Origin of the sequence: Streptomyces sp. NPDC059524 (assembly GCF_042749255.1) — a bacterium.
In the GTDB taxonomy this organism is placed as follows: domain Bacteria; phylum Actinomycetota; class Actinomycetes; order Streptomycetales; family Streptomycetaceae; genus Streptomyces; species Streptomyces xanthii.
The window spans coordinates 19,058-30,070 of sequence record NZ_JBHYTK010000100.1 but is presented as its reverse complement, the minus strand read 5'-3'; the positions used below and the strand labels follow the sequence as shown (position 1 = coordinate 30,070).

The following is an 11,013-nucleotide window of genomic DNA, read 5'->3' as shown; positions in this document are numbered from 1 at the left end:
GTCCATATCGACGGGATGGTTTGGCACCTCGATGTCGGCTCGTCGCATCCTGGGGCTGGAGTCGGTCCCAAGGGTTGGGCTGTTCGCCCATTAAAGCGGTACGCGAGCTGGGTTTAGAACGTCGTGAGACAGTTCGGTCCCTATCCTCTGTGCGCGCAGGAATATTGAGAAGGGCTGTCCCTAGTACGAGAGGACCGGGACGGACGAACCTCTGGTGTGCCAGTTGTTCTGCCAAGGGCATGGCTGGTTGGCTACGTTCGGGAGGGATAACCGCTGAAAGCATCTAAGCGGGAAGCCTGCTTCGAGATGAGTATTCCCACCCACTTGATGGGGTAAGGCTCCCAGTAGACGACTGGGTTGATAGGCCAGATCTGGAAGCACCGCAAGGTGTGGAGGTGACTGGTACTAATAGGCCGAGGGCTTGTCCTCAGTTGCTCGCGTCCACTGTGTTGGTTCTGAAACCACGAACAACCCCATGCAAGGTCACGCATGGTGCGGTTGTCAGTTTCATAGTGTTTCGGTGGTCATAGCGTGAGGGAAACGCCCGGTTACATTCCGAACCCGGAAGCTAAGCCTCACAGCGCCGATGGTACTGCAGGGGGGACCCTGTGGGAGAGTAGGACGCCGCCGAACAAATTTTGAAGAAAACCCCGGACCGGGACACGGTCCGGGGTTTTCTGCGTTTACGGCCCTTTCAGGGCTTCACCAGTTCCGCCTCGTAGGCCACGATCACGGCCTGCACCCGGTCTCTCGCGCCCGTCTTCGCGAGGATGCGGGAGACGTGCGTCTTCACCGTGGATTCCGCGAGGTGCAGGCGCTGCCCGATCTCCGTGTTGGTCCAGCCCTGGGCGATGACGGTGAGGATCTCGCGTTCGCGGTCCGTGAGGCCGGCGATGCGGGGGTCCTCGGCGGCCGGGACGCCGGGTGGTGCGGGGAGGTGCTGGACGTAGGCGTCGAGGAGGCGGCGGGTCAGGCTCGGGGCGACGATGGCGTCGCCGGCGGCCACCGCGCGGATGCCCGCGAGGAGCTCCTCGGGGAGGGCGTCCTTCAGCAGGAAGCCGGAGGCGCCGGCGCGCAGGCCCGCGTAGGCGTACTCGTCCATGTCGAAGGTCGTGAGAATGAGGACGCGCGGGGCCTGGCCCTCGGTGTCCCGGTGCTCGGTGATGATGCGGCGGGTCGCCTCGATGCCGTCCATGCCGGGCATGCGGATGTCCATGAGGACGACGTCGGGGCGGAGTCGGGCGGTGAGTCGGACGGCTTCGGTGCCGGTGCCGGCCTCGCCCGCGACGCTCAGGTCGTCCTGGCTCTCCAGGAGCATGCGGAAGCCGAAGCGCTGCATGGGCTGGTCGTCGACGATGAGGACCGAGGTCACGTGGCGGGTTCCTTCGGAGCGGGCGGGACGGGGAGCCGGGCCTGGACCCGCCAGCCGCCTCCGGGCAGCGGGCCCGCGTCAAGTGTGCCGTCGTACAAGGCGGTTCGCTCGCGCATTCCGGTGAGTCCGCGTCCGCTGTGGGCGGGGGCGGGCGGTCCGCCCTTGCCGGTGTCGGTGACGGTGAGGGTCGTGCCGGTGGCGGTGTGGGTGAGGGTGACGGTCGCGGTGGCTTGGGGGCCGCCGTGCTTGAGGGTGTTGGTGAGGGCTTCCTGGGCGATGCGGTACAGGGCGAGTTCGGCGGCCGGGGAGAGGGGGAGGGCCGGGGTGCCTTCCTCGGTGAGGTCGACAGGGAGGCCCGCGGTGCGGACACCGGTGACGAGCTCGTCCAGAGTGGCGAGCGTCGGCTGGGGGGCCAGTTCGGGTGCGGTGGGCGGGAGTTCTTCGTCCGCGTTCAGCACGTCGAGGAGGCGGCGCAGGTCGGTGAGGGCCTGGCGGCTGGTGGTGGCGATGGCGGTGAGGGCCTGGCCCGCGCGTTCCGGGTTGCGGGCGGCGGCGTAGGAACCGCCGTCGGCGAGGCCGGTGATGACGGAGAGGTTGTGGCCGATGATGTCGTGCATCTCGCGGGCGATGCGGGCGCGTTCGGTGGCGGCGGCGAGACGGGCCTGCTGGTCGCGCTCTGTTTCGAGCCGGCGGGCGCGTTCGACGAGGGACGCCGTGTAGTCCTGGCGGCTGCGGACGGCGATGCCGAGGGCGGCGACGAGGGCGAGCGACCACAGTTGCGGGACGACCTGCATGTCCCAACTCCCCTTGGGGAAGCGGAGGACGCCGACCACGATCGGGATCATCGTGAGGGCGCAGCCGAGGAGCAGGGTGCGGGCCCGGGCGCGCAGGGCGAGGTTGAAGACGACGAAGAGCTGGAGCAGGGCGGCCTGGAGGACGGCGCCGGTGGCGCTGTTGACGATGCCGGCGGTGACCATGACGGTCAGGGCGGTCATCGGGTGGGTGCGGCGCCACAGGAGGGGCACGGACAGGGCGAGGCTGAGGAGGAGGACGAGCGGGCCCGGCACGTCGGTGTTGTGGGCGATGTTCTTCCAGCCGTCGCCCGCGTAGTCGATGAGGGCGGCGGCGACGCAGAAGCTGGTGAGGAGGAGGTCCCACACCCGGGGGTGGCGCCGGTCGTGGGCGCGCACCCGCTGGGTGGTGCGGTGCAGGAAGCGGGAGGTGCGGGGCTGGGGCGTCGTCACGGCTTCTTCCCGGTCGGCTGGCGTGGGGCCCAGTCTGTTCACACGTCGCGGCGCTTGAGAAGGAGCGCGGCTGCGGTGAGCGCGGCGGCGGCCCACAGGGTGAGGGTGAGCAGGCCGGTGAGCGGGGCGTTGTGGGCGGCGAGGGCGTCGATGGAGCCGAGGGCTTCCGCGGACTTGGCGGGGAAGTACCGTACGGCGCTGTCCACCACGTCGTTGCCGATGGCGCCGAGGACCTCGGGGAGGATCAGGACGAGGCCGAAGAAGGCGCCGATCGCGGCGGGGACGGAACGGCACAGGGCGCCGAGGGCGAGGGCGATGACGCTGAGCAGGGTGATCCCGGCGGCGTTGCCCGCGAGGGCGGCGAGGACGCCCGGGTCGGTGAGGCCGAGGGCCTTGTCGGTGTCACCGAGCCAGATCTGGGCGACGAGGAACGTGACGGTGTTGACGGTGAGGGAGACGGCGAACGCGGTGGCGCCGAAGACGGCGGCCTTCGCCCACAGGACGGGCAGGCGCCGGGGGACGGCGGTCATGGTGGCGCGGACCAGGCCGGTCGCGTACTCGCCGGCGGTGACGAGGATGCCGAGGACGACGAGGCAGAGCTGGGAGATCTGGGTGCCGAAGAGGGTGAAGACGATGGTGTCGATGTTCGCGTCGTCGCCGTCGTAGGTGGAGCCCATGACGATGCCGACGGCGAGGACGACGGTGGCGGCGAGGGCGAGCGTGAGCCAGGTGGAGCGCAGGGTGCGCAGCTTGTGCCATTCGGAGGTGAGGACGCGGCGCGGGGTGACGGCGTAGGGCGTGGCGGTCATGCGGCGGCTCCGGTGAGGCGGGCAGGGGTGGTGGCCTGGTACTCGACGGTGTCGTGGGTGAGGTCCATGAAGGCTTGCTCCAGGGACGCGGTGCGCGGGGTGAGTTCGTGGAGCGGGACGGCGTGGGCGGCGGCGATGTGGCCGATGTCCTGGGCGGTGAGGCCGCGTACGTGGAGGGTGTCGGGGGTCTCGGCGGTGATGTCGGTGGCGCCGGTCAGCAGGGTGCGGAGCCGGTCGGTGTCGGGGGTGACGACGTGGACGTAGGCGGCGCCGGAGGTGCGGACGAGGTCGGCGACGGTGGTGTCGGCGAGGAGGCGGCCGCGGCCGATGACGACGAGGCGGTCGGCGGTCTGGGCGGTCTCGGACATGAGGTGGGAGGAGACGAGGACGGTGCGGCCTTGTGCGGCGAGGGACTTGAGGAGGGTGCGGATCCACAGGACGCCCTCGGGGTCGAGGCCGTTGACGGGTTCGTCGAGGATGACGGTGGCGGGGTCGCCGATCAGGGCGGCGGCGATGCCGAGGCGCTGGCCCATGCCGAGGGAGAAGCCCTTGACGCGCTTGGTCGCGACGTCGGTGAGGCCGGTGAGGTCGAGGACGTGCTCGACGCGGGAGCGCGGGATGCCGTGGGTGTGGGCGAGGGCCATGAGGTGGTGGAAGGCGGTGCGTCCGGGGTGGACGGCCTTGGCCTCCAGGAGGGCTCCGGCCTCGGTGAGCGGGGCGGGGTGGGTGACGTAGGCGCGGCCGCCGATGGTGGCGCGGCCTGCGGTCGGGGTGTCGAGGCCGAGGAGCATGCGCATCGTCGTGGACTTGCCGGCGCCGTTGGGGCCGAGGAAGCCGGTGATGGTGCCGGGTTCGACGGTGAAGGTCAGGTCGTCGACGACGGTCTTGTCGCCGTAGCGTTTGGTGAGGCCGTGCGCTCGGATCGTCATGGCCCCCACGGTGCCGTCCGGGGTGCGGGCGGCGCGTCGGACCGGGGCACGGAGCTGCGGAAATGCCGTAGTACCGGAGTACTACGGGCCCGTAGGGTGCCGTTGCATGGACTACGAGATCAGGGCTGTGCGGGACGACGAGTGGCCGGCGGTGCGTGAGTTGCGGCTGGCGGCGCTGCGGGACGAGATGGCGCCGGTGGCGTTTCTGGAGACGTACGAGCAGGCGCTGGAGCAGCCCGACGGGTACTGGCAGGACCGGACGCGGAACGCGGCGCGGGGTGAGGCGGCGCGGCAGTTCGTGTCGGTCGGGCCGGACGGCCGGTTGGTGGGCACGGTGGTGGCGCTCGTCGAGGAGGCCGGCACGGATGACTTCTTCGGGCGGCCGGTGACGCGGCGGCAGGCGCAGATCGTCGGCGTGTACGTGCGGCCGGAGGCGCGGGGGATCGGGGTGACCGAGGCGCTGTTCGAGGCGGCGGTGGCGTGGTCGCGGGGACTTGAGGGGCTTGAGCGGGTGCGGTTGCACGTCCACGAGGACAATCCGCGGGCCGCGGGCTTCTACCGGAAGTTCGGTTTCGTGCCGACCGGAGGGGCCGTCCCGAACCCGGGGGACCCCTCCAAGTCGGACCTCGAGATGGTGCTCGGCGAGCCCGGGGAGTGACGGGTGCCGGCGGGGCTCAGCCGTAGGGGCGTTCGGCGCGGGCGGTGCGCAGGGCGTGGGCCCACCAGTCGAGCTGGTCGAGGAGGACCTTGGCGGCGCCGGCGGCGCCCTGCGGGTCGTCGGCGGGGCCGCCGGGGGTGAAGTGGTCGGCGGTGGCGCGGTGGAAGCTGACGCCGTCGCGGACGGTGGTGCAGTGCAGCTCCGCGAAGACGAGGCGGAGCTGCTCGACCGCGCGCAGGCCGCCGGCGACGCCGCCGTAGGAGACGAAGCCGACGGGCTTGGCCTGCCATTCGGTGTGGTGCAGGTCGATGAAGTGCTTCAGGTGGGCGGGGAAGCTGTGGTTGTACTCGGGGGTGATGACGACGTAGGCGTCCGCGTCGGCGATGCGGCCGGCCAGGTCGGCCTGGTCCGGGGTGCGCTGGTGGCCCCAGCTCGGGTGGCGCTCGGGGAGGTCGAGGTCGGCCAGGTCGATGACGTCGAAGTGGGTCTCGGGGGCGTGGGTGCGGGCCTGGGTGGTGAACCAGTCGGCGACGGTGGGGCTGAGACGGCCGTCGCGGGTCGAGCCGACGATGACGGCGGTGCGGAGGGGCGCGTTGTTCGCGGTCTTGTTCATGGTGAGGGCTCCTTCGTGGGGCGGGTTACGGGGCGGTCGTCGTGGATCGGGTCACGGGGCTGTCGTCGAGGGCGTCTGATCGGTGCTCGGCGCTGAGGGCCGGTCCCACCGCGGTGCGGAACGCGTGGTGAGGGTTCGGGACGGGCGGTTCTTCAGGAGGGCGTGGGTCAGGGCTGCCAGGAGGGTCATCAGGGCCGCGACCGTCCACGAGGTGACGTGCCAGGCCGAGGTGAAGGCCTCGGCGTGGCCGCCGGCGCCCGCCGTGACGCGGGCCGCCGCTTCCGGGGAGCCGATGCGGGACTCCAGGGCGGACAGGAGCAGGGCGCCGAAGACGGTGAGCATGACGGCGCCGGTGCCGCCGCGCACGGTGTTGAGGAAGCCGGAGGCCATGCCGACCTCGGACGCGGGGACCATGGACAGGGCCTGGGCGTCGACGATGCCGATGGACAGGCCCTGGCCCGCGCCGATGGTGAGCAGGGGCCCGGCGAGCCCGGCGACGGAGATGCCGGGGTGGAGCGTGGTGAGCCAGGCGTTGCCGGCGGCGATGAGCAGCAGCGACAGGACCAGCAGGTGCCGGGCGGGGACGCCGCGGTTGACGAGGCGGGCGCCGAGCGGGGGCAGGGCGAGGACCGGGACCGTCATCAGGAGCAGGGTCAGTCCGGCGGCGCGGGCCGAGACACCGCTCGCGCCCTGGAGGTAGGTCGGCAGGAAGGTGAGGGCGCCGGTGGTGCCCGCGCCGAGCGCGAAGGCGCCGACGGCCCAGCCGGCGAAGGCGGGGTTGCGGGCAAGCCGGATGTCGAGGATCGGGCGGCGGCCGGCGCGCAGGAGGTGCCGCTCGGTGCGGACGAAGGCGATGAGCAGGGCGAGCGCGAGGGCGCCGGGGAGCAGTGCCTGCGCGGAGGTCCAGCCGGACTTGGAGCCCTGGGTGACGGCGAAGAGGGCGAGGGCCAGGCCGGCGATGAAGGTGGCGGCGCCCGCCTTGTCGACCTGGGGGCGGACGTCGGCCCGGGACTCGCTCATCAGGCGGGTGCCCAGCAGGATGACGGCGCCCACGGCGACGTAGGACAGGAACGTGGCGCGCCAGCCGACGGCGTCGACGAGCCAGCCGGAGAAGGTGGGTCCGAAGGCGAGGCCGAGGCCGGCGGTGGTGCCGAGGGAGGCGAAGACGCGGGTGCGGGCGGGGCCGGTGAAGGTGGCGGCGAGCAGGGAGCCGCCGGAGGCCATGACGCCGGCGGCGCCGATGCCCGACACGATGCGGGCGGCGTCCAGGAGCAGGACGTGCGGGGCGAGGGCGGAGGCGAGGGTGCCGGCCGTGTAGACGGCGGCGCCGGCGGTGAGGACGCGGCGGCGGCCGTGGAGGTCGCCGAGTGAACCGGCGACCAGCATGCAGGAGGACGCGGCGAGGAAGTAGCCGACGACGACCCACTGCAGGGCGGCGCCGGACGCGTCGAGGTCGGCGCCGATGCGGGGCAGGGCCACGGTGGTGCCGGACATGGCCATCGGCAGGGTGAGCATGCCGAGGAGCACGACGATCAGGGTCAAGGTGGGGCGGCTGCCGCCGACTTCGCGGGCCGCCGAAGCCTGGGGTTCGGTTGCCATGCCGGTAAAGTACAACCACGGTTGTAAGAAGTGCAACCATCGTTGTACCTAGGTCCGCGGGCCTAGGCTGTACGGGAACGGAGGCCGGGCATGACGGAGCAGGATCAGGTACGGCACAGGAGCGGCGGCACGCTGGAGAAGCGGCAGGCGCTGCTGCGCGGCGCGCGCACGGTCTTCGGGCGCGAGGGCTACACGCGGGCCGGCATCGACGAGATCGCCGCCGAGGCCGGCGTCTCCACCCGCACCCTCTACAACCACTTCGGCGGCAAGGCGAACCTGTTCCGCGAGGCGCTCCTCGACAGCGCCGCCGCCGTCACGGCCGCCCATGTCGCGCTCGCCGAACGGCACTTGACCAAGGTGACCGACGTCGAGAAGGACCTGCTCGCCTTCGCCCGCGAGTGGATGGGCCGCCGCACCGACCACGACGCGCACATGCGCCTGGTCCGCCAGATCATCGCGGAGGGCAACCGGCTGCCCGCCGACGTCATCGAGGAGTGGCAGCGCATCGGCCCGCGCGCGGTCACCGAGGCGGTGCGCGAGCGGCTCGAGGCCCTCGGCGCGCAGGGCCTGCTGCGCATCGCCCCCGGCGAATCGGCGGAGGCCGCCCGCCACTTGATGCTGCTCGTCGCCGGCGGCGTCACCACGGACACCTTCTTCGGCGTCGTCCCGATGTCCGCCGAGGAACTCGACGCCCGCGTGGTCGGCGGCGTCCGCACGTTCCTGAAGCTCTACGGGGCCTGAGCACTCCGTCCCGCGTACGGGAAGGACCGCACCCGGCGCCGCGACGCCTCAGCCGACGGGCAGCTCGGCGTCCGGCCAGCGGGTGCGGGCCTGCTCGCGCGAGCGCAGCAGCGCCAGGGTGACCAGGCCCCGGTCCGCGCCGCGGGACAGCAGCTCGGGGAGCTGGGGGAGCGGGGCGACCGCGGCGACGTCGTCCAGGACCAGGGTCATTGGTGGGTCGAGCCGGCCGGCGGGTGACCTTTCGGCCATGCGGCGGCCGTGCTCGACCACGCTGGAGGCGAGTGCCGTCAGGAGCGGCATCGCGCCGGGGTGTTGCCTGGGGTTCTCGATGGGTTCACCCACCACATAGAGCGTGCCCCCCTCGTCCACGAAGGAATCCAGGACGAGCGCGTCGGCCCGGTTCGGCGTGCAGGCCTCGCGGACGTGCACGGAGAACAGGGCGGACAGGGCGCGGGCCGTCAGCTCCTGCGCCATGTCGCGGCGCTCGGGGTGCGAGGTGAGCGCGGCCTCCAGCTCGCCGGCCGCGCCCGAGGCAGCCTTCGGGTTCGTCCGCAGGATGCGGACCGCCTCCTGGACCTGGGTGCCCTGGGCCCAGCGGTGCACATGGCGGAACGGTTTGCCTTCGGCGGCCGCCGCGTGGAGGTAGCTGCGCAGCAGGGTCTCGGCGGTCTCCGCCAGCGCGGAGTCGAGCTTCGCGGTGGGGCGGACGGGGGCCAGGAGCGCTGCCGCGCGGGACGCCGCCGTGTCCTTGTCCTCGCAGCGGGACGCGGGGTTCCAGTGGAGGCGGGCCGGGGTGTCGCACAGGTGGGAGGGGTCGTAGAGGAGGACGGGGCCGAGCTTGGCGCGGGCGTCCTTGGTCTCCTGCCAGATCTCCGGGGAGGAGGTGACGATGAGGGCTGCGCCGGGCGCGTCTTGGATGGCCTGTACGGCTTCGGCGTGGCGGGTCGGTGCGGGGCCCAGCACGAGGGGGCCGGTTGTTCTGGGGGACGGGACCGTGGTCGAGGGTGGCGTCTGCGCGGCGGGGGTTTCGTCCACGGGTGCTGCCGGTGGGGGCTGGTCGCGCAGTTCCCCGCGCCCCTTTCGGGGCTCCTGGTCGCTGCCCGCGATGGCATTGCTGGACGGAGCAGCCCCGCGTCCCTTCAGCGTCTGCCATGTCGCGGTTTCATCTTGGTCCACCGCCGGTGGGGGTTGATCGCGCAGTTCCCCGCGCCCCTTACGGGGCGCTTCCGTGCCGCGGCGGCTTTTGCGTACCGCCCGCCACCTGGTGAAGGTGCCCGCCACGAAGATGGTCAGGACCACCCCGATCAGGACCTGGCTGATGAGGAGGCCCCAGACGAGGCCGTAGCCGGACAGCTGGGACTTCGGGGTGGACGGCCAGGCCGCCGGGATGTCGTGCGGGGCCGTGATCAGGGAGCGCAGGGCCGGCGGCGTGTGGCCGAAGGTCACCCCGTCCGGCCACGCGCCCTTCGCGAACAGGCCCGCGAGCCCCGTCGCCGACCACACCAGGACGGTCATGCCGAGCACGAACGCCAGGACGCCGATCAGGAGGCCGTCCGGGACGCCGCCCCCGCGCCGCTGCTCCTCGCGGCGCTCGTAGCTCTCCCGCATCGTCATGCCACCGTGGACTCGGACGCGTCGCCGAGGCGCTGCTCGACGAAGGCCGCGGCCCGCTCCTCCGCCTCCAGTTCCGCCGCGCGCATCGCGTCGTCGTCGCCGACGAGTTCGTTCGACGACTCGGTCATGGCGCGGTCGGTGAAGACGAGGGGGCGTTCCGTCTCGGTGACGAGGTGCTTGACCACCTGCACGTTGCCGTTGACGTCCCACACGGCGATGCCGGGCGTGAGCGTCGGGATGATCTCGACGGCCCAGCGGGGCAGGCCGAGGACCCGGCCGGTGGCGCGGGCCTCGTCGGCCTTCTGGGCGTAGATCGTGCGGGTCGAGGCCATCTTGAGGATCGCGGCCGCCTCCTTCGCGGCGGCGCCGTCGACGACGTCGGACAGGTGGTGGACGACCGCGACGAAGGACAGGCCGAGACGGCGGCCGAACTTGAGCAGACGCTGGAACAGCTGGGCCACGAACGGGCTGTTGATGATGTGCCACGCCTCTTCGACGAGGAAGATGCGCTTCTTGCGGTCCGGCCGGATCCAGGTGTGCTCCAGCCACACGCCGACGATCGCCATGAGGATCGGCATGGCGATGGAGTTGCGGTCGATGTGGGACAGGTCGAACACGATCAGCGGCGCGTCCAGGTCGATGCCGACCGTCGTCGGGCCGTCGAACATGCCGCGCAGGTCACCGTCGACGAGCCGGTCCAGGACCAGGGCGACGTCCAGGCCCCAGGCCCGTACGTCGTCTATGGCCACGTTCATCGCCTCGGCCGACTCCGGCTCGGGGTGGCGGAGCTGCTCGACGATGTCGGTGAGGATCGGCTGGCGTTCGGTGATGTGGTCGGTGACGTAGGCGTGGGCGACCTTGAGGGCGAAGCCGGAGCGCTCGTCGAGGCCGTGGCCCATCGCGACCTCGATGATCGTGCGGAGCAGCGCGAGCTGGCCCGTCGTCGTGATCGCGGGGTCGAGCGGGTTGAGCCGGATGCCCATGTCGAGGGCGGCCGTCGGGTCGAGCCGGATGGGAGTTATGCCCAGCTCCTGGGCGATGAGGTTCCACTCGCCGACGCCGTCCTCGCCCTGCGCGTCGAGCACGACGACCTGCCGGTCCTTGAAGCGGAGCTGACGCAGGACGTACGTCTTCTCCAGCGCCGACTTGCCGTTGCCGGACTCGCCGAGGACCAGCCAGTGCGGCGCCGGGAGCTGCTGCCCGTACAGCTGGAACGGGTCGTAGATGTACCCCTTGCCGGAGTACACCTCGCGCCCGATGATCACGCCGGAGTCGCCGAGGCCCGGCGCGGCGGTCGGCAGGTAGACGGCCTGGGCCTGGCCCGTGGACGTGCGCACGGGCATCCGGGTCGTCTCCACCTTGCCGAACAGGAAGGAGGTGAACGCGTCCGTGAGGAGGGACAGGGGGTCACGCATCGGGAGCCTCCATGGGTGA

10 protein-coding genes and 2 rRNA genes are annotated in these 11,013 nt (G+C 71.9%); 4 read left to right on the top strand and 8 right to left on the bottom strand.

Translation table 11 applies throughout. From position 1 onward, the window contains the following. Nucleotides 1–429, top strand: a 23S ribosomal RNA gene (locus tag ACFW9D_RS25295); the annotation flags it as partial. A gap of 87 nt (nucleotides 430–516) precedes the next feature. Further along, a 5S ribosomal RNA gene (gene rrf, locus ACFW9D_RS25290) occupies nucleotides 517–633 on the top strand. A gap of 61 nt (nucleotides 634–694) precedes the next feature. On the opposite strand, the gene ACFW9D_RS25285 is transcribed toward rrf, so the two are convergent. The 4 genes from ACFW9D_RS25285 to ACFW9D_RS25270 are packed head-to-tail and all read right to left on the bottom strand — an operon-like array spanning nucleotide 695 to nucleotide 4,354. Then, on the bottom strand, nucleotides 695–1,372 hold the full coding sequence (locus ACFW9D_RS25285) for a response regulator transcription factor (RefSeq protein WP_188337783.1): 678 nt from the start codon (nucleotides 1,370–1,372) through the stop codon (nucleotides 695–697). Beyond that, on the bottom strand, nucleotides 1,369–2,616 hold the full coding sequence (locus ACFW9D_RS25280) for a sensor histidine kinase (RefSeq protein WP_384625136.1): 1,248 nt from the start codon (nucleotides 2,614–2,616) through the stop codon (nucleotides 1,369–1,371). The genes ACFW9D_RS25285 and ACFW9D_RS25280 overlap by 4 nt, the downstream gene beginning before the upstream one ends. 38 nt (nucleotides 2,617–2,654) lie before the next feature. Beyond that, the gene (locus ACFW9D_RS25275; RefSeq protein ID WP_384625133.1) at nucleotides 2,655–3,425 is read right to left on the bottom strand and encodes an ABC transporter permease; all 771 of its coding nucleotides are present in this window, start codon (nucleotides 3,423–3,425) and stop codon (nucleotides 2,655–2,657) included. After that, nucleotides 3,422–4,354 (bottom strand): ABC transporter ATP-binding protein, encoded by a 933-nt coding sequence (locus ACFW9D_RS25270; protein ID WP_188337781.1) that lies wholly within the window; start codon nucleotides 4,352–4,354, stop codon nucleotides 3,422–3,424. Before ACFW9D_RS25270 ends, ACFW9D_RS25275 begins: the two co-directional genes overlap by 4 nt. A 106-nt stretch (nucleotides 4,355–4,460) precedes the next feature. Between ACFW9D_RS25270 and ACFW9D_RS25265 the strand changes: the two genes are divergently transcribed. Further along, nucleotides 4,461–5,012, top strand: coding sequence for a GNAT family N-acetyltransferase (locus tag ACFW9D_RS25265; RefSeq protein WP_384625131.1), 552 nt, complete (start codon nucleotides 4,461–4,463; stop codon nucleotides 5,010–5,012). A gap of 16 nt (nucleotides 5,013–5,028) precedes the next feature. Here ACFW9D_RS25265 and ACFW9D_RS25260 read toward each other — a convergent pair whose 3' ends face one another. Continuing rightward, nucleotides 5,029–5,625, bottom strand: coding sequence for an NADPH-dependent FMN reductase (locus ACFW9D_RS25260; protein ID WP_188337779.1), 597 nt, complete (start codon nucleotides 5,623–5,625; stop codon nucleotides 5,029–5,031). Between the two features lie 51 nt (nucleotides 5,626–5,676). Next, nucleotides 5,677–7,224, bottom strand: coding sequence for an MFS transporter (locus ACFW9D_RS25255; protein ID WP_384625128.1), 1,548 nt, complete (start codon nucleotides 7,222–7,224; stop codon nucleotides 5,677–5,679). A gap of 90 nt (nucleotides 7,225–7,314) precedes the next feature. Here ACFW9D_RS25255 and ACFW9D_RS25250 point away from each other — a divergent pair, with 90 nt between their 5' ends. Next, complete coding sequence (locus tag ACFW9D_RS25250; RefSeq protein ID WP_384625126.1) at nucleotides 7,315–7,965, top strand: TetR/AcrR family transcriptional regulator; 651 nt, start codon at nucleotides 7,315–7,317, stop codon at nucleotides 7,963–7,965. Between the two features lie 48 nt (nucleotides 7,966–8,013). On the opposite strand, the gene ACFW9D_RS25245 is transcribed toward ACFW9D_RS25250, so the two are convergent. Further along, the gene (locus tag ACFW9D_RS25245) at nucleotides 8,014–9,573 is read right to left on the bottom strand and encodes a type VI secretion protein (RefSeq protein WP_384625140.1); all 1,560 of its coding nucleotides are present in this window, start codon (nucleotides 9,571–9,573) and stop codon (nucleotides 8,014–8,016) included. 2 nt (nucleotides 9,574–9,575) lie between these two features. Then, nucleotides 9,576–10,994 (bottom strand): ATP-binding protein, encoded by a 1,419-nt coding sequence (locus tag ACFW9D_RS25240; RefSeq protein WP_188337776.1) that lies wholly within the window; start codon nucleotides 10,992–10,994, stop codon nucleotides 9,576–9,578. Nucleotides 10,995–11,013 lie beyond the last annotated feature (19 nt).